Source organism: Paenibacillus sp. 32O-W, assembly GCF_007679495.1.
GTDB classification, from domain to species: domain Bacteria; phylum Bacillota; class Bacilli; order Paenibacillales; family NBRC-103111; genus Paenibacillus_L; species Paenibacillus_L residui.
In genome coordinates this window covers 22,456-40,318 of record NZ_VEGP01000002.1, presented here as the reverse complement: position 1 = coordinate 40,318, position 17,863 = coordinate 22,456, and the positions used below count along the sequence as shown (strand labels likewise).

Genomic DNA, 17,863 nt, shown 5'->3' with positions numbered 1-17,863 from the left:
CTATGGCTTTCGAAAATTTGCGGGAATTTTTGCAGGTACTGCGCCAGGAGAACGAGTTGGTCGAGATTTCCGCTCCGGTTGACCCGAATTTGGAGCTGGCCGAAATACACCGCCGGGTCATCTCGGAAGAGGGCCCGGCCTTGTTATTTACTAACGTTAAGGGAAGTCCGTTTCCGGTTGTGACGAATTTGTTCGGCACCATTCGGAGGGTGAATCTGGCCTTCGGACCGAAGCCGGAGCAGTTGATGAAGCAAATTATAGGAGCCAAGGATACTTTACTGCCTCCTTCGTTCAAGGCTTTGTGGGACGAGAAGGAACTGCTGTTCGATTTACTTAAAGTAGGCACACGGACCGTTTCCAAGGATCAGGCGCCCGTGCTTCAGGTGTGCGACAGGGATCAGCCTCTGAACAAGCTTCCGGCACTGACCAGCTGGCAGGGGGATGGGGGGCCGTTCGTTACGCTGCCGCTTGTCTATACCGAGAAGCCCGGCCAAGAGAACGATCATAACCTGGGAATGTACCGGATGCAGCTGTATGACGGAAACACGAGCGGGATGCATTGGCAGATTCAGAAGGGCGGAGGGTTCCATTATCACGAAGCCGAGAAGAATAACCGGGCACTGCCGGTTACTGTCTTCCTCGGAGGTCCGCCGGCGCTTATCGCGTCTGCCATCGCTCCGCTGCCGGAGCATCTGCCGGAATTGCTGCTGACATCGCTGATTATCGGCAAGAAGCTGAAGATGGTCGACAATCCGAACGGCGGACATCGTCTGGTCGCAGATGCCGAGTTTGCCATTTGCGGTGAGGTTCCGCCTCATATTCGGCGGCCGGAGGGCCCCTTCGGCGATCATTTCGGCTATTATTCATTGCAGCACGATTTCCCGGTGTTCAACGTGAGCCACATGTGGCACCGTAAAGACGCCATCTATCCGGCTACCATTGTCGGCAAGCCTCGCCAAGAGGATTATTATATGGGGGATTTCCTGCAGCGGCTGCTGTCCCCGGCCTTTCCGATGGTTATGCCGGCAGTCAAGGATTTGTGGACGTATGCGGAGACCGGATTTCACGCCCTGGCCGCAGCGGTTGTTCGCGAGAGCTATAGCCGGGAGGCGCTTAGCGCCGCTTTCCGGATCTTGGGCGAAGGCCAGTTGATTCTGACGAAGTTTCTGATCGTTACGGATCAGCCTGTAGATTTGTCCAACTTTAAGCTGCTGCTTGAGACGGTGCTGGAAAGATTTCGGCCAAGAACCGACTTATTTATTTTCAACCATACGTCTAACGATACGTTGGACTATACCGGGCATAAGCTTAACGAAGGCAGCAAGGCGGTGCTGGTTGGAGTAGGGGAGCCCGTGCGCACTCTGCCCGTTCAGTATTCGGGAGGAGAGCTTCCCGGTATTCGCGACGCGAGAGCCTATTGCAAAGGCTGTCTCGTCCTCTCGGGAGCATCGTTCGAGGAAGATCCCGAGCTTGCCGCCAGACTGGTCGAAACGAACGGGGACCGCTTGGCGGCATGGCCGCTTGTTATTATAGCGGATGATGCCGGAATAGTAGAGAACCAGACGGCGTTCTTATGGACGGTATTTACCCGTTTCAGCCCGGCCAGTGATATCTATGCCCGTTCCCAGACCGCCAATCACCACATCGGCTATCAATTTCCTATTGTGATCGATGCCAGGATGAAGCCCGGCTACCCGGAGGAGCTGATTCCCCGGGACGATATTGTGAAGCTGGTGGATTCCCGTTGGAAGGAATACTTTCCCGGAAACTGATCGTTCGCAGTAAGCGAGTGGATGTCTGCGGTAAGCGGTAAGTTCTGGTGGATGCAGCAGATTGCATAATAACAGGGGTAGGGAAAGTGACCGTTTAACACGATCCATCGGCAGATAACAGCGAGCGGATTCCGGATTTGCCCAGGAACCCCGGAATCCCGGCGGAATACAAAAATGGACTCGAAGTGTCCGGCACTTCTTACAATATGCAGTTAAGATTAGTTGGAAGTCCCAACAGGCTAGAGCTGCCTATCCCCGGGCTTCCGACGAGCGATCAGGCGGGAGTGACGCTTTATGCTAAGGTATTTGTTCAACCAGCCGCGCAGGCGGGATGAAGGGATTATGGGAGAGGCGATGAAGGCTCTTAACCATTATCTGCATATACAGGAAGGGAGGGTGCTGAAGGAGCGGTCGGCACTTCAGACCCAAGAGACAGATAGAAGCACCCTCTCTCTATTCATTAAAGCGGGCGGCTTCATCCGGGCGTTGGACGAGCTGGAGCAGAGTCAATATGCAGCAGAGCAATTCAGCTTGCTTGTAAACAAGCGCTATATAGAAGAGATGGATGAAGAGGAATTGGATAATTATCACAGGCATCTTTATTTTTACAAAAATGCCCTGCTGCGGATCTTCTCCATTCTGGACAAGCTGGGTTACTTTCTCGATGAACAATTACGCCTTGAAACCGAGAAAGTGAAGCAGCAGTTCTCCTATTTCACCGTCCTGCGCCGGATGCATGAACGAAGGCCTGATCTGCCCATGGATCAGCAGCTGTATCAGATCAAGGAAAGCTTCCAGCCATCGATGACGATATTGCGCAAGGAAAGAAATATGGAGACGCATTTCATGAATACCGAGCTGTTGGACGATCTTCTCAAGGCTAAGATGGAGCTGTTCCCTCCGAACCAAACCGCGATAGAAAATGTAGAGGATAAATTGCGAACGCTGGGCCAGGGGTTCGAGATGGTCTGCCGAACGTTGACGACGGCTTTTAACGGGTTAAGCCAGGAGAACCAAAGTAACGTACGGGTGCGGAGAAGACGGGCGGAGCTTTATAAGCAATAATCTGGGTCCGGGGCTGCTTAATGGAAAGGAACTATGATAAACTTAGACTGGATGGCAATCAAGAATGGAGGCCGGTCGTTGTAAGCACTGGTCTTGAACAGGAGGTTGCGATGCGGCACGATCGAAAAGTAGCCCTCATTACCGGAAGCGCTAAAGGGTTAGGTAAGATGACTGCGGTTACATTGGCTGAGCAAGGCTGCGATATCGCGATAAATTACGTTCACAGCCGGACGGAGGCTCTGGCCTTGGCCGAGAGGCTGGAAGCGTTCGGTGTCCGTAGTCTGGCCGTTCAGGCTGATGTCTCCAGAACGGAAGATTTACGGAGAATGGTCCGGGAAGTAGAGGAGCAGCTGGGCGGAATCGATATTTTGGTGAACAATGCCGGCCCCTTTGTCAGAGAACGAAGACTCTTTGCCGACTATGATACGGAAGAAATCGATTATTTGGTGCGCGGCAACCTGTTAGGTGTTATGGAATTGGACCATATGGTACTTCCCATGATGAGGAAGCAAGGGTGGGGCCGAATTATCCATTTCGGCTTCGGGAGGGCATCTGAAGGGACCGGATGGCCTCATCGGGCGGTATATGCCGCGGCCAAAGTAGGCCTGGTGTCCTTTACCAAAACGTTGGCCGTCGAAGAAGCTCCTAACGGAATAACGGTCAATATGATCTGTCCGGGGGACATTCGCGGCGAATACAAGGAGAAGTACATTCACGAGGTGGAGCAAATTACGGATGATGAATCGCCTAGGGGAAGGCCAGGAACGGGAGAGGATGTCGCGCGGACGATCGCTTTCCTCTGTCATCCCCGTTCTGACTTTATTACCGGCAATATCATGGACATTTCCGGAGGCCTCGATCCTATCCGGGCGGTTAAAGGCACTGCACCTCTGACGCGAGGACAATAGTCGTGAAGGCTGTGCCTTCATCATTACATGCATATAACGAAAGCAGAGCCCGTTCATTCACGGGCTCTGCTTCGTTACGTATTGGATAACCTCTTCTTATGGGGTTAGAATACCTGAACGACCTCTTCTATCCCCTCAACTTCCTCTATCAATGCGCGTTCAATACCGGCCTTCAGCGTGATGGTCGAGCTTGGGCAGCTTCCGCAAGCACCCATCAGCTTCAGCTTAACGATTCCATCCTCAACATCGACGAGTTCGACGTCTCCTCCGTCACGCTGCAGGAAGGGGCGGAGCTTATCTAAAACTTCGAGCACTTCATCGTACTTAGTGCTTTGAGTATTTTCGCTCATTTGCGTCATCTCCTTTCTTTATTCTATTATAATACAACGTGGGGTAAAATAAAATGGTCAGCACATATCTTTCAAAAAAGGGGGCTCCCCATGAGACCGATCATAGAATTCTGCGCAAATAATATGCATCACGGAACGGACGAAGTGATGCAGAAGCTGGAGAGTAATCCCGATTACGATGTGGTCGAATACGGCTGCCTCGGTTATTGCGGCGAATGCTTCTTGAGCCCGTATGCCCTGGTTAACGGCGAGCCGGTCTTTGCCGAAGAGGTGGACGAGCTGTATGATCTCATTCTGAATAAAATAAAAGAACAGGAAGAAATGGACAAGCTTCTCGACGATTTGTAATTGCCGGAGGCTTCATCCATTCCATCTATTCCCGGATTACCCTTTGTGGTGTTTCGATAACCAAAGCACCCCGCTTTTTAGAATCCGGGGAACTTTGCCCAGCATCACTGTCCGTTTACCCATGACGCCGAAGCCTGACTTCTTGCCGAGTGAGCCGAGGACTCCCTTCAGCTTGATTATTCCCAAGTGAGGGTCCTCCCCTTTAGCGATGGCGGCGATCACATCCGCCACTTGCTTGCCTTGGGCTTCCGCGGCCTGCGCGCTGGGGGAGAAGCTCAGGCTGGCGCAGTCTCCCACGACATAGACATCCCGGTATTGCGGGATCTGATGGTACTCGTTCAGCAGAACGCGTCCTTGCTTATCCTTGCCGACGTTTAACTGCCTGACCACCGGACTCGGTTGAATGCCTGCGGTCCATACCGTTGTATCTGTATAAATAAGTTCTCCCTGATTATAGATGACTCCATCCTCCAAACGGGTAACGGCCACCTGGTGAACCATCTCGATATCATGCTTCTCGAACCAGGTGCGGACGAAGGTCTGCAGCTTTACCGGGAAGGCGGACAGAATACTTGTCCCCCGGTCCAGAATCCGGATGTTCAGGTCCGGTCGGCTCTCTCTCAGCTCGGAGGCCATTTCTACGCCGCTCAATCCGCCCCCGACAATAGATACTTGACCATAAGGCTTCACATCGTTGACTCTTTGGTAAGTTATTCTGGTGGAAGACAAGGACTGAATGCTGTTGGAATACCGCTCCGCACCCGGAATATCATGGTACTTGTCTACACATCCCAAGGCGATAACCAGCACGTCATATTCCAGAGGATCCCGGTCCATAAAGAAGATATGCTTATGGTTCAGGTCTACCGATTCCACTACTCCGTACACTTTGTTCAATCTGGGATCGGGCGGAAATTCCACCCGAATGTCGATGTCGGGAACGGTTCCCGCCGCTAAAGCATAATACTCTGTTTTTAGCCCCTGATAAGGCATCCGGTCCACGAGTGTAAGATCGTAGTCCGGCAAGTCTTTCTCAAGCAATTGATGGGCCACTGTCAAGCCCCCGTAGCCTCCGCCAAGGATTACAACATGTTTTCTCATGAACAGAACCTTTCTCTCTTCAGTAATAGTAATGGTACCGCCATTATTTCTAACCGTATGGATAAATAGATAGTCGGTTTATTCTCTTATTGTTCAACGAAGCGGCCGATATCATTCCATAGGTAGATTCATTCCTTGCACCGCCCCGGTCGGGAAACCTATAACAAAAGCGTTATGAGGACCGGAATGCTGAGGACATTTGAACATCAGTCTTAAAATACTTTAATTTCGTTATAGAAAGTATCCCTCTCGACCGGAATCCTTCCGGCTCCCTTGATAAGCCAGACCAGCTCATCTTTGGTCAGCCCTTCCGGCGAAAGAGCTCCGGCCGCATGGCTGATCCTTTCCTGAATAATCGTTCCGTGAACATCGGATGCCCCGAATGTTAACGCCATCTGAGTCAGCTGGGTTCCCAGATTAATAAAATAGGCTTTGACATGCGGTATGTTGTCCACCATCAGACGGCTGACGGCGATGGTTCTCATATCGTCGAAGGCGGAGACTCTCCGTTTGATCCCCGCTTTAACGCTGGCCGGCTGCACCGCATTTGGAATAAAGACAAGGAATCCGGACGTTTCATCCTGCAGCTCGCGTAAATAAATCATGTGCTGGATTCTTTCCTCCAGGGTCTCGATGGAACCGTAAAGCATTGTCGCATGAGTCTTCATTCCGAGCCGATGCGCTGCCCGTTGGACTTCCAGCCATTGATCCGTCGTTGCCTTGCCTACTCCCATCTTCTTGCGGTATCTCTCGGACAGAATTTCGGCACCGCCGCCCGTTAAGGTATCCAGTCCGGCTTCCATCAGTGTCCGCAATACTTCTTCGTAGGTAAGCCCGCTCAAACGGGAGAAAAATTCGATCTCCGCCGCTGTATGGGCTTTGAGCGTGACGGAAGGGTACTTTTGCTTCAAGGAACGGATGCAGTCGACATAGTACTCGAACGGCACATGGGGATTATGCCCGCCGGTAATATGAAATTCGCGCATTTCCGGATGGATATGCTTGTCGATATAGTCAAACATCTGCTCCCCGGTCAGCGTATACGCTCCTTCTTCCCCTTCGTCGCGGCGGAAATGGCAGAACGCACAGTGCGCTTCGCACACATTCGTAAAATACAGGCTCATATTTTGAATAAAATAGACCTTCTTGCCGTTCTTGCGGAGGTTGGCGAAATTAGCCAATTGCCCGATCGTCAGAAGATCGTCCGATTGATAAAGAAAAAGACCGTCCTCTTTAGTTAAACGTTCTCCGGCTAAAACTTTCTCCTTGATTTCCTCCATCCTCGTATCGTGGGTGGGTGTAACGATATTCACCGATTTCACTCCTTACCATTATCGACCCGTCAATAAACCCGATTTTATCTAGAGTTTCGATCGTATGGATGATAAATTTAGTCCATCTTCATTATAATCCTACATTAATAATAGGGGCAAGACACACTTCGACACTTATAAAACGCATCCAATCATGAAAAAAATACGAATTTCTCCAAAATATGCTTCCAATTATTTGAAATTTGTGTATACTAAATAATTGTGTGATTATTTTTTAAAGGTGATTAAAGGTGAAGAGTTTATTATTGGAAATGGACATCTCCGAAGAGATCGAAGATGCGCGGCAGCACATGGTTCAATTGGGCAGCCAACTGGGCTTGCTGCATCCCCGTGTAGTGGAAAGCAGCGAGAATCTGGACAGGCTTCTTCTTCGCTACTATCATTTGGAAAAGACGAAGAGTAACTGAGCCCGGTATCCGATTCTGGAGGATTATCACTTGAGACTAACCGAAAATATGGGTATACTTAATCTATAAGGGATGGAAACAATACGGTACAGATCCGACATTTTTCTCACCTTTATTTATAGCAAATGCACGTTCGGAAGGTTTGCCGCCCAGCGTAACGGCGGGTGGAATGCTAATACGCAGCAGACCTTTAGAACAGCCTCTAGCAACTAACGCTACTCTTTCCATATAGAGGAGGGACTCATATGATTAGCATCAGTGATTCGGCTGCGGAGAAAATTAAGGAACTGCTCGCGGCGGAAGAAATTCCCAATATGTTTTTGCGCCTCGGTGTCAAAGAAGGCGGCTGCAGCGGTTTTTCCTACAGCATGGGTTTCGATGACGAGCAGAGCGAGACGGACAAGGTTATGGACGTGAATGGATTGAAGGTTGTCGTCGATGAAGATAGCAACAAGTATTTGTACGGAGTTGAGATCGACTACAAGGATGTAGGCATGGGCGGCGGTTTCACCATTCATAATCCCAATGCCGTAGCTACTTGCGGTTGCGGCTCTTCCTTCAAGCATAGGGAAGAGGAAGGCAAGGCAGAGAAGTGTGACGACTGATTTCGGAACCGCCGACTGTGGTTCCAACAGCTTGCCGGCATAGGCAGGTTATGGTCGAAATACTTTGGATAAATGCAAGATGACCATTGTTGAGGAGTCAGGTAATTAACATTAGGTCTTAATGAACAATGCCTCTCAGGCTGGCGGGGATAACTCCAAGCTTGAGAGGTTATTTTTTTATATATAGTTGTAACGTCACCGGGACACCAGTTTTCCGCCCAGATAATGCCCGAACCCTACGATAGGAAGCAAGAGAAGCCCGAACGGCAAGCTTGTAATTAGGGCTTGCTGAACGGACCAAAAATTTAGTAATCACAAGGGTTTAGGGCACTTTTTGTCGAAATCATATGCATGGAATATCGTGAAATTCAACAAAAAACCGTGCACATGAGGTGACAATAATGAAATACCAATATATCGATGAAACCGGAAATCAACTCTTGCTACCCGGCGATTTCTATCTCCCGTTCGGCGGGAAATTACGCGAAGATAATCGTTGGGTTAAACTCGCACGTCTCGTTCCCTGGACGAAGGTAGAAGATCACTATGCGAAAGCGTTTAAGAAAACCATGAAGGGGCAAAAGCCTGTATCGATACGCGTCGCATTGGGTGCCCTGCTCATCCAACAACAACTTCGATTAACCGATCGCGAAACCGTAGAACAGATCAGTGAAAACCCGTACTTGCAGTACTTCATCGGCTTCACTGGTTTTCAAGATCGCGAGCCCTTTCATCATTCGCTGATGACACACTTTCGTAAACGTTTGGATGCGGATACGCTACACCAAATCAACGAATGGATCGCGGTAGAAGGAGCGAAGCAAATCGATGCGGATGAAGATGATCACGCATCTGGCGGCGGCAGCCGATCTACTGGCAAACGTGCAGCAGCGAAACAGAAGACCGACAAGGAAGATCCGAATCAAGGTACGCTCATCCTAGATGCGAGTTGTGCTCCCGCCGACATCGCGTATCCGACCGATCTCTCGTTGTTAAACGAAGCCCGAGAGAAAATGGAGGCGATCATCGATACTTTGCATGCGGAGCAAATCGACAAGAAACTGAAACCGCGCACGTACCGGGAGAAGGCAAGAAAAGCCTACCTGACGGTCGCGAAGCAACGGAAAATCGGTCAAGCCAAGGTGCGGAAGGCCATTGGGAAACAGCTCAAGTTCGTCGCACGCGATTTGCGCATCATCGAAGCCATGGCCAGCGATATCGGATTGGAAGCCTTAAGCAAAGCTCAGTACAGAAGCTTGCTGGTGACGCAAGAACTCTACCGTCAGCAGTTGACGATGTATCAACAGCGCTCGCATCAGATCGATGATCGCATCGTGAATCTTACCCAACCCCACGTTCGCCCGATTGTGCGAGGGAAGGCGAAGGCCAAGGTTGAATTTGGTGCAAAGATCGCGATCAGCATGGTGAATGGATACGCGATGCTTGAGAAGCAAGCATGGGATAACTTCAATGAAGGCACCACACTCATCGACTCCCTGGAGTCCTACAAAACGAGATTCGGTTGTTACCCGAAAGTCGTACTGGCGGACAAAATTTACCGCAACCGCGAGAACCTGAACTTCTGTAAGGCTAACGGTATCCGGTTGAGCGGTCCTGCCCTTGGCAGACCGTCAAAAGAGAAGCAAACAGAACAACGAAAACTCGCAAAGCATGATGCTGGCATGCGAAATGCCGTCGAAGGCAAATTTGGTGAAGGGAAGCGCAAGTATGGGCTTGGCCTTATTCAAACACGCCTGCGTGAAACCAGTGAAACGGTCATCGCGTTGCAACTGATGGGGATGAACCTGGCGCACATGCTCCGAGTTCTTTCTTCCCTCATACGCTCACTATTAATATGTCGGTTTTTTCGCTTTCGCACGGCAATCTAGATTTGTTCAGCAAGCCCTAATTAAATCGCTCCACTGTATCAAATGCTCCGAAAGCAACCGATAAAAAAGATACAACGTATAAGGCAGTGTAATTAAAACAGCCGTTGTCACACCCGGAACGAGCATTCGAACGAACAGTGCCTGCCCGATATGCATAAAAACATGGAGCAGCAGTACGGCATTGAAGCCGATGAACAGCAAATAATGATTATGTTCGGCTGCTAAATATGTAACGGGAACGAACACCATAAACTCAACACATACGGCAAACGCAAACTGTGCGGTTGTAATTTGTGAAGCGGAGCTGACTATTTTATCAAACGGCTGGGGCACCTTCAGAATAACGGTCCTGCCGGCTTTGCGAAACCAATTTTCCATGCGGATGATTTCCTCGAAATCATGCAGCATGAATGCGGCAAGAAATAACCATATTAACGATTGGATGCTGACGGCTGAATCTATGTATGAAAGCATGGAATTCCCCCTTTATCCTTTACATTACTATATTTTTCAAGCTTTCAAAATAGTTAAGGGCTTCATATGATCTGAAAAGCTGGTATCAGAAGATAACAGTCTGCTGATTTAGGTAATACTTTGGGAAAACATACCAATGAAATGATATATACTCTATGCTATACTAAATATACAGAGTTCGATATACATCGAAATTCTGTCTTCATAACCTTTTTTTCTTCTCTTCAATTCGCGCTCGATTTTCGAGCGCTTTTTTTGTTTTTCGGCATTATGCGAACATAAGTCCTCTTTTTATTTCCTGGGTAATTGTGACAGGAATATTTTGGCGATTGCAATATGGTAAGTAGAGTGTATCCCGGTTAGGTTATGGAAGGCGGTCTCCTCGCATATATATAGCGAAAAACAGAGGGGACGGAAGCCGATGGAGGAAAAGCTGAAGGCCTATTTCGATTTAAAAGAACAGCAAAGGCAGATTGAACGGGATTTGGAGCGATTAAGAAATGAACTGCTGCGGATTTTCCCGGAGCAGACTGATTCGGACCTAGGGGAATACCGGTTGAAAATCGGGATTCAGGAACGAAGAGAGTATAGAGACGAAGACCTTTATAACCGGTTTAACGATGATGCGCTGTGGAAGCTGATGTCCAAAGCGGATCCAGCGAAAATCACCGGCTTAATCAAGCTCGGGGTGGTTAAGGAAGAAGCTCTGCAAGGAACCTATGAAATCAAGAAGGTCCCGTATGTTCAGGTACAAAGGCTGTAGCCGCTAAAAAAAGTGGATCGCCTCCGTTGGGTAGGAGGCGGTCTTTTTTTGCTCCGGTGTCTCTGCAAAGTATTGTATAAACCACTATCGAAGCAAGACAGGAAGAGCGACCGTGAATGGATGAAGGTTAGGATGCACCAATTCCTGCGATTACAAGGCATGCGTCACTTGGCAGCGTTGTGCTAAGCGTTCATCGCATTAAGCTCAGCCATTTCATCCGCGGTAAGGGTGAGGGAAGCGGCCGCTGCGCTGTCGGTAATCGTGCTTCCGCGGCTTGCGCCGGGGATCGGCAGCATCACAGGGGAGAGCTGCAGCAGCCAAGCCAGTGCCACTCTTTGCGGAGATACCTGATGCCTGTCGGCTATCTGCCGGATCCTCTCATGATCCCCGAGCTTGCCTGCCTGACCCATCCCGGCTAAAGGGCTGTAGGGAAGGAAGGCGATTCCCAATTCCTCGCATCGGCGGAGAACATCCATGGAGGAGCGATCGAACAGGTGCATCCGATTCTGAACGCTGACGACCGTTACGATACTTAAAGCCTCCTCCAATTGCCTAACCGATACATTGGATAAGCCGATATGTACAATTTTGCCCTGCTCCTGCAAGCGGGCCAAAGCACCAACGGATTCGGCATAAGGAACATCGGGATCCGGCGCATGCAGTTGATATAGCATAATTTCTTCCCGGTCCAGCGCCTTCAGGCTTGCTTCGCAGGCAGCCTTCAAATGCTCGGGATGTCCGTTGCGCACCCATCTTCCTTCGGGGCGGACGGTTCCTCCCTTGGTGGCGATAATCGCATGGGATACCCCGTCCAGAGCTTTGGCCAGTAATTTCTCGTTATGTCCGATATCCCGATCGTCCAAACAATACGAATCCGCAGTATCGAATAAAGTCACTCCTTGCTCCAAAGCGGTATGAATCGTCCGTATCGCTTCGGATTCTTCCGGGCGGCCTTGTATGGACAGCGGCATGCATCCCATTCCGATTGCCCCTACTTGCAACCCGGAAGTTCCTAATCGACGAGTAGGCATCTGATTTGCAGCTCCCATAATTCGCACCTCCTAAAAAATGGATCAACTCCCCTTTATTATAATTTAAAGCACAGCGGAATCCTACACTAATGATTTAAATGCCGGCTTCCCAATTTTCATCTTTTTAAAGGCAGGCGGGATAGAGGGGGGATTGTCGTCAATGAGCGAAGCCTTTGACCCAATACGATTGCCCGACTTGTCATAAAGATCCTTATCCGGCATGCAAGGGAAATCGAGTCCGGATGGAGAATTATAAAGAGCAGGGAGGGGAGCGGAATGAACATAAAAGTGAATTTGATGGTAGGAGAACACCAAATCGATGAAGTGCTTACGATAGAGGATCACAAGCTTGAGGGCTTCTCCGAGGAGGAGATCGAGGCGGTCATTGAGGTGAAAATACGGAACTGGGCCAACGATTTGATCCGCATTGCTTGGGAGGTCGAAGAGGAATAAGGAAAACGATCTGGCCGGCTTAGGTACCGGCCGGTCTTTCGGGAAGGAAGGCGTAGAAGCTGTGGGAGCAGTGCTCGCAGTGAAAGACATGTACACAGCAATGATTGGCGACATCGGCAAATCCGTTGGTGAGCGATAAATCCTCTATTGGGCGGTAGGGGGAATAAGGTCCCAGGTAATCATTGAAGCGTCCGAAGTCTTCAGCAGTCTTTCCACACAGCGGACAGGACCATTCGGCGGTTTCCAGTCCATTGCAAACCGGGCAATAATAGGACAAAATAATGGGCACCCCTTTCATAGAGGCCGGCGGAAGATAAGCCGGCGATATATGAATAGGGTGCCCATCCTTCTAGCATTCGATGATTAAAATTTCATATTGCTGCTATGTCCGGGGGATAATCTTGCCTTCGGATCTATGTACACTTTAGCGTTGTTTATTGCAGTTGGCGCTTCTCCGAAGCCTACTGCAATCAGCTTTAATTTCCCGGGATAGGTTGTGATGTCCCCCGCGGCGAAAATTCCGGGAATCGAGGTTTCCATACGGGAATCGACGACAATCGAGCCGTTCTCGATGGCCAGCCCCCATTCCGTAATCGGTCCGAGCGAGGACACGAAGCCGAAATTGACAATGACCGCACCCGTTTCCATTTCGGTTAGCTCCCCGGACTGGATATCTTTAAGCGTTACTTTATGGATCCGGTCCTCTCCATGCAGTTGTACGATTTCCTTCGGAGTGACGACATTCACTCTGGATTGCATAAGGGTCTCCACACTGTGCTCATGCGCCCTGAATTTGTCCCGGCGATGAACCAGTGTAACCTGTTCAGCTACAGGCTCCAGCATTAAGGCCCAGTCTACGGCGGAATCCCCGCCTCCGGTAATGACGACTTTCTGTCCGGCGAAGGCTTGCAGATCCTTAACAAAATAATGCAGATTGGAATTCTCATACCGGGAGGCTTCCGGCAAATCAAGCTTTCTGGGCTGGAAGGCCCCGATTCCGCCCGTAATGACAACCGCGCGGCTGTAATGAACGCCTTTGTTAGTTGTCACCTCGAACAGACGCTCTTCTTTCTTCTCTACCTTCACAACTTTTTCTTCCAGACAAACTTCCGTCGGGAACAGGTTCATCTGCTGAGACAGATTATCAATCAGCTCTTGCGCACGCACTTTCGGAAACCCGGCCACATCGTATATGTACTTTTCCGGATATAAAGCAGATAATTGGCCTCCGAGCTGCGGCATGCTTTCAATAATTTTAGCGGATGCCTGTCTCATTCCCGCATAGAACGCCGCGAACATTCCGGCGGGACCTCCCCCGATGATCAGAATATCTACTGGACCTTGACCATTAGCTGACACTATGAAGAACACCTCCGTGGGTTAATACCTGCCGATTATAATTATAAGCTTTGCCCGGCGGGAAAGGAACCCGAATCCGGGCTAAAAGGGCAGAAAGAGAAAAAAGCCGGCCCAAAAACAACCGGCCTATAAAATAATTAAATTTATCATGTAAAGAATTCGTACCGTCCGGGAGTGCAATCGATGATTACAGGCTCAAATTTAATGCTTGCTATTTGGACAGGTTCGGTTTATCCTGTCTAAGGAATGGGTAAATAGATGGCAGAGGACATACTTTTTTCATAGCTTAAGAATAGGGCTTTAGGTTATTTTCCCATCATCGGTGTTAAACTATAATAATAGGAAACCATTAATAGACTTGTGTAATTTTTCACAATATGATACTGACTCCAAAGATCCTTTAATTCCATAAGTTGGAACCCGGGTTTGACTCGGAATGGTTTTGACAGCGAGAGGGATACGCAAGGATTATATATAAATGAATAATTAAACATAAAAATTATGGAGTGGGTAAGAGAGATGGGCAGAATACCAAGAATCGTGATACTTGGGGCCGGATACGGCGGCATAGTAACGGCGATTCGATTGCAGAAGGAGCTTAATTATAACGAAGCCGATGTAACCCTGGTCAACAAGCACGACTATCATTACATCACGACGCATTTGCATATGCCGGCGGCCGGTACGGATAAACCGGAGAACGCCCGGGTAGACATTACGAAGCTGATTGACGAGTACAAGATTGATTTTGTAAAATCAACGGTCACCCAGATTAAATTGGATGATCAGAAGATTATTCTCGAAGACAGCGCGATATCCTATGATTACCTGGTCATTGGATTGGGCGGTGAACCCGAAACCTTCGGTATTCCGGGATTGCAGGAATATGCGATGAACATTCGCAGCATTAACAGCGTCCGCCTCATTCGCGAGCATATCGAGTATCAGTTTGCCAAGTACAAGCGTGAACCGCACCGCCTCGATTATTTAACTTTCGTAGTCGGAGGGGCCGGGTTTACAGGAATAGAATTCATAGGAGAGCTGGCCGACCGTATACCGAGGCTGTGCGCGGAATTTGATGTCGATCCTTCTCTTGTTCGAATCTACAATATTGAAGCGGCTCCTACCGTCCTGCCCGGATTCGATTCCGAGCTTGTGGAGTACGCGATGAAGGTGCTGGAGGATAAGGGAGTTACATTTAAAATAGCGACCGCCATCCAGGAATGTACCCCGCAGGGTGTAATTTTGGCAACGGGGGAAGAAATCAGATCCTCGACCGTCATCTGGACCGGAGGGATTCGGGGCAATCGTATGCTGGCCGAGGCCGGTCTGGAAACGATGCGCGGACGAGTAGTCGTCGATCCTTATTTGCGCACCAAGGAATACGAGAATGTGTATGTGATCGGAGACTGTTCCATCGTTATGAATCCGGAAGGAAGGCCTTACCCGCCGACGGCGCAGATAGCTACCCAGCAAGGGCAAACCTGCTCCTATAATCTGGTCGCCTCCATCCGCAATGCCCCGCTTAAGGAATTCAAGTTCCAGAACAAGGGGGTTGTAGCCTCGCTGGGTAAAGGCGAAGCGATCGGGGTTGTCGGCAAGTATAAAATGAAAGGCGCAACCGCTGCGTTCATGAAGAAGCTGGTTGACATGCGCTATCTCTTTATCATTGGAGGAATACCGCTCGTATTGAGAAAAGGCCGATTATAGCCTTATAGTATAACCAGCTTGGGAGGGTCCGTTAATGAGACATTGCAGTGTGCAGGTCAGAGGGCTGTTGACCCGGGAGGAATTGGACCGCTACAATGCCCTGATGGAGGTCGGCCAATTTCTGGAATCCCACAACCGATATGACCTGGCTTATCCCGTGCAGAAGGAAATAGACCTTCTGATTATGCCTGCCATTGAGCGGCTTAAGGAGAAAGGCCGGCAGAGGGACAGGGCGACCGAAGAATATTTGAAGAGCAAGGAAATGGCACGGGAATCCGGGGAGGCAAGGGAGTCCTAGAAACTCCGTGAATTGCGAAAGTCCGCTATACAATCAAAATAAAGGCTGTCCAGCTATTATGCGGACAGCCTTCGTTTAAAATATAAGAAAGTATAAGTTTTCATCTATACCTGTTCTTACCACATTAGAAAGTTTAAGTTCATTAAAGCATTAAAATGGAACAAACTTTCTAATTGGCATAAAAAGCTTCCTCTAATACCGGGTTATTCATCTTCGAGATGGCTCCGTTAGGAGCTTTTTTTACCACAATCAGAATTTATAAGTTATTGCGTCCTGAATAACTTCAAATTCTATTTGGCGATAAAAACATCCTTTAAACGCGGTCGCTCATCCATGAAATACTCCGATAGGAGTTTTTCTCATATTTCATTGTAAACGCGCCCGTCCTAAGGACGGGCGCGTTTATCCTTGTTTAGTTAACCTCAACCCGGTTTATTCTTCTTCGAAACGGCTTCGTCGGGAGCCTCTTACTTGTCCGAAGGCAGTGCCAGCATGGCTTCCGCTTTCGCGGGATCCAGCAGGTTGCCTACATAAAATTCGCCGAATTCCCCGAATCTCGCACTGGCCTCGTCGAATCTCATCTCATAGACAAGCTTCTTGAACGTAAGAGCATCGTCGGAGAATAAAGTAACTCCCCATTCCCAGTCGTCCAATCCGACGGAACCGGTAATGATTTGCTTAACCCGTCCGGCGTAGCTGCGCCCGATCATTCCATGACTGCGCATAAATTCGCGGCGCTCTTCCATGCTCAGCATGTACCAGTTGTCGTTGCCTTCCCTCCGCTTGTTCATAGGGTAGAAGCAGATATGTTTCGTTTTAGGCAGTATCGGCTTTAGCCGGGCAACCACTTCGGGATTCTGCATCGGATCAGAGCCGGGCTTGGCCATATAGCTGCTCAGCTCCACGACGGAAACATACGAATAGGCCGGCAGCAAATGCTGGGCGAATGCCGTCTTGTTAAAGGCAGTCTCCAGCTCATTCAATTCTTCCATCGTTTCCCGCAGGTGCATGAAGACAAGATCGGCTTTCTGGCCTACAATGCTGTATACGGCCGTGCTGCCCAGCTTATCATTCTCGACGGACTGCCAATCCTGCATGAACTGCTGGAGTTCTTCGATGGCTTCCTTCCTCTCTTCCTTGCTCACATATCTCCAGGATGCCCAGTTGATGGACCGGAAATCGTGCAGAGCATACCAACCTTCCAATGTTTGTACCGCTTCGCTCACTATATATTCACTCCTTCAATGAAAAACATGGTATGACGGAAAGTGGATTGCCAAAAGCAGCAGCTTGTCCCGGGGGAGAAGGTCCTGTTGGCCGATGGCCGAAGGGGATCGTTACGGCCGGTATCATTTCCGTTTCATTCATTGTAGCCAATTCAACGGGCGAGGGCAAACGGCTAAGCCGTTACAAAGATGGCAATTTATTGACTTCTTTATAGTGGCCGGACTATTTGCCGTTTTGGAATTTCGTTCTCCCTTTACTTTTACTTTTCGGTTGGGCTACAATATTATCAAGACAATATTTAATCCGCTGGCACGGAATGAACATAGGGGATGAGTCAGAATGATTATAATCGACTTGGTGCAGTTGGTCGTGCTCATTTTATTGGGCTTCTGCATGTTCTTCGGACTGGGCTTCATCATCAATATGCTTCTGAAGACAACATGGCTTCCCATTTACGTTTATATTATTTTTGTGATCGGGATTGTCTACTGGTCCTGGGGCGCCGCTTCGTTAATTGAAAACATCAAGGGATACACCCTGGCGGATTATCTTCCCATCATCAGCGGCTTGGTTGGAGCGGTCATGAGCGGATATACGATCAAGATGCTGCGCGTGAAGGGCTACAAGATGTTCTAGATGCCGCCCAACAGGAAAAACCTCTCCTCGGCAGAGGTTTTTTCTTTTTTTTGTTAAGTTTATTAGGAGGACGCTTGAAGAAGATTCTGGGTCTTCCGTTTTTGGCCTTTTAATCTCTTTTTGAGGGATGGAG

General features: G+C 49.2%; 20 protein-coding genes. 12 read left to right on the top strand and 8 right to left on the bottom strand.

The features are described from left to right. Positions 1 to 2 precede the first annotated feature (2 nt). From FS806_RS01125 to FS806_RS01115, 3 genes are all read left to right on the top strand, one after another. A complete protein-coding gene (locus FS806_RS01125; RefSeq protein ID WP_144932320.1) occupies positions 3 to 1,772 on the top strand; it encodes a UbiD family decarboxylase in 1,770 nt (589 codons plus the stop codon). A gap of 294 nt (positions 1,773 to 2,066) precedes the next feature. Beyond that, a complete protein-coding gene (locus tag FS806_RS01120) occupies positions 2,067 to 2,837 on the top strand; it encodes a Cthe_2314 family HEPN domain-containing protein (RefSeq protein WP_144932318.1) in 771 nt (256 codons plus the stop codon). Between the two features lie 110 nt (positions 2,838 to 2,947). Next, positions 2,948 to 3,745 carry an SDR family oxidoreductase gene (locus FS806_RS01115; RefSeq protein WP_144932316.1) on the top strand — a complete coding sequence of 266 codons (798 nt, stop codon included), beginning with the start codon at positions 2,948 to 2,950 and terminating at the stop codon, positions 3,743 to 3,745. Between the two features lie 104 nt (positions 3,746 to 3,849). Here FS806_RS01115 and FS806_RS01110 read toward each other — a convergent pair whose 3' ends face one another. Continuing rightward, on the bottom strand, positions 3,850 to 4,095 hold the full coding sequence (locus FS806_RS01110) for a NifU family protein (protein WP_144932314.1): 246 nt from the start codon (positions 4,093 to 4,095) through the stop codon (positions 3,850 to 3,852). A 90-nt stretch (positions 4,096 to 4,185) separates the two neighbouring features. Here FS806_RS01110 and FS806_RS01105 point away from each other — a divergent pair, with 90 nt between their 5' ends. Further along, on the top strand, positions 4,186 to 4,443 hold the full coding sequence (locus tag FS806_RS01105; RefSeq protein ID WP_144932312.1) for a YuzB family protein: 258 nt from the start codon (positions 4,186 to 4,188) through the stop codon (positions 4,441 to 4,443). A gap of 36 nt (positions 4,444 to 4,479) precedes the next feature. Here FS806_RS01105 and FS806_RS01100 read toward each other — a convergent pair whose 3' ends face one another. After that, positions 4,480 to 5,544 (bottom strand): NAD(P)/FAD-dependent oxidoreductase, encoded by a 1,065-nt coding sequence (locus FS806_RS01100; RefSeq protein ID WP_144932310.1) that lies wholly within the window; start codon positions 5,542 to 5,544, stop codon positions 4,480 to 4,482. A gap of 212 nt (positions 5,545 to 5,756) precedes the next feature. Further along, positions 5,757 to 6,824 (bottom strand): aminofutalosine synthase MqnE, encoded by a 1,068-nt coding sequence (gene mqnE / locus FS806_RS01095; protein ID WP_144932537.1) that lies wholly within the window; start codon positions 6,822 to 6,824, stop codon positions 5,757 to 5,759. 284 nt (positions 6,825 to 7,108) lie between these two features. On the opposite strand from mqnE, the gene FS806_RS01090 reads away from it, so the two are divergent. From FS806_RS01090 to FS806_RS01080, 3 genes are all read left to right on the top strand, one after another. Further along, positions 7,109 to 7,285 (top strand): aspartyl-phosphate phosphatase Spo0E family protein, encoded by a 177-nt coding sequence (locus FS806_RS01090; protein WP_225312741.1) that lies wholly within the window; start codon positions 7,109 to 7,111, stop codon positions 7,283 to 7,285. A 245-nt stretch (positions 7,286 to 7,530) separates the two neighbouring features. Beyond that, a complete protein-coding gene (locus tag FS806_RS01085; RefSeq protein ID WP_144932308.1) occupies positions 7,531 to 7,890 on the top strand; it encodes a HesB/IscA family protein in 360 nt (119 codons plus the stop codon). Between the two features lie 401 nt (positions 7,891 to 8,291). Beyond that, entirely contained in the window at positions 8,292 to 9,779 is a 1,488-nt protein-coding gene (locus FS806_RS01080; RefSeq protein ID WP_144932306.1) for an IS5 family transposase, read from the top strand. A gap of 6 nt (positions 9,780 to 9,785) precedes the next feature. Here FS806_RS01080 and FS806_RS01075 read toward each other — a convergent pair whose 3' ends face one another. Beyond that, positions 9,786 to 10,253, bottom strand: coding sequence for an HXXEE domain-containing protein (locus tag FS806_RS01075; RefSeq protein ID WP_144932304.1), 468 nt, complete (start codon positions 10,251 to 10,253; stop codon positions 9,786 to 9,788). 421 nt (positions 10,254 to 10,674) lie between these two features. On the opposite strand from FS806_RS01075, the gene FS806_RS01070 reads away from it, so the two are divergent. Beyond that, positions 10,675 to 11,016, top strand: a complete 342-nt coding sequence (locus FS806_RS01070) for a hypothetical protein (RefSeq protein WP_144932302.1) — start codon at positions 10,675 to 10,677, stop codon at positions 11,014 to 11,016. Positions 11,017 to 11,198: 182 nt separating this feature from the next. Here the strand turns inward: FS806_RS01070 and FS806_RS01065 are convergent, their stop codons facing one another. Beyond that, on the bottom strand, positions 11,199 to 12,065 hold the full coding sequence (locus FS806_RS01065) for an aldo/keto reductase (protein WP_225312740.1): 867 nt from the start codon (positions 12,063 to 12,065) through the stop codon (positions 11,199 to 11,201). A 258-nt stretch (positions 12,066 to 12,323) separates the two neighbouring features. Between FS806_RS01065 and FS806_RS25585 the strand changes: the two genes are divergently transcribed. Continuing rightward, positions 12,324 to 12,500 (top strand): hypothetical protein, encoded by a 177-nt coding sequence (locus FS806_RS25585; protein WP_186328148.1) that lies wholly within the window; start codon positions 12,324 to 12,326, stop codon positions 12,498 to 12,500. Positions 12,501 to 12,519: 19 nt separating this feature from the next. Here FS806_RS25585 and FS806_RS01060 read toward each other — a convergent pair whose 3' ends face one another. Together FS806_RS01060 and FS806_RS01055 are read right to left on the bottom strand one after the other, a co-directional pair. Then, positions 12,520 to 12,777 (bottom strand): hypothetical protein, encoded by a 258-nt coding sequence (locus FS806_RS01060; protein WP_144932300.1) that lies wholly within the window; start codon positions 12,775 to 12,777, stop codon positions 12,520 to 12,522. 86 nt (positions 12,778 to 12,863) lie between these two features. Then, entirely contained in the window at positions 12,864 to 13,859 is a 996-nt protein-coding gene (locus FS806_RS01055) for an NAD(P)/FAD-dependent oxidoreductase (RefSeq protein WP_225312739.1), read from the bottom strand. A gap of 519 nt (positions 13,860 to 14,378) precedes the next feature. On the opposite strand from FS806_RS01055, the gene FS806_RS01050 reads away from it, so the two are divergent. Both FS806_RS01050 and FS806_RS01045 read left to right on the top strand, forming a co-directional pair. After that, positions 14,379 to 15,569 (top strand): NAD(P)/FAD-dependent oxidoreductase, encoded by a 1,191-nt coding sequence (locus tag FS806_RS01050; RefSeq protein WP_144932298.1) that lies wholly within the window; start codon positions 14,379 to 14,381, stop codon positions 15,567 to 15,569. 34 nt (positions 15,570 to 15,603) lie between these two features. Beyond that, entirely contained in the window at positions 15,604 to 15,867 is a 264-nt protein-coding gene (locus FS806_RS01045; protein WP_144932296.1) for a hypothetical protein, read from the top strand. A 467-nt stretch (positions 15,868 to 16,334) separates the two neighbouring features. On the opposite strand, the gene hemQ is transcribed toward FS806_RS01045, so the two are convergent. Further along, the gene (hemQ, locus tag FS806_RS01040; protein ID WP_144932294.1) at positions 16,335 to 17,093 is read right to left on the bottom strand and encodes a hydrogen peroxide-dependent heme synthase; all 759 of its coding nucleotides are present in this window, start codon (positions 17,091 to 17,093) and stop codon (positions 16,335 to 16,337) included. Positions 17,094 to 17,433: 340 nt separating this feature from the next. Here hemQ and FS806_RS01035 point away from each other — a divergent pair, with 340 nt between their 5' ends. Next, positions 17,434 to 17,730: a YuiB family protein gene (locus FS806_RS01035; RefSeq protein WP_186328147.1), complete on the top strand. Its 297-nt coding sequence runs from the start codon at positions 17,434 to 17,436 to the stop codon at positions 17,728 to 17,730. Positions 17,731 to 17,863: the final 133 nt, after the last annotated feature.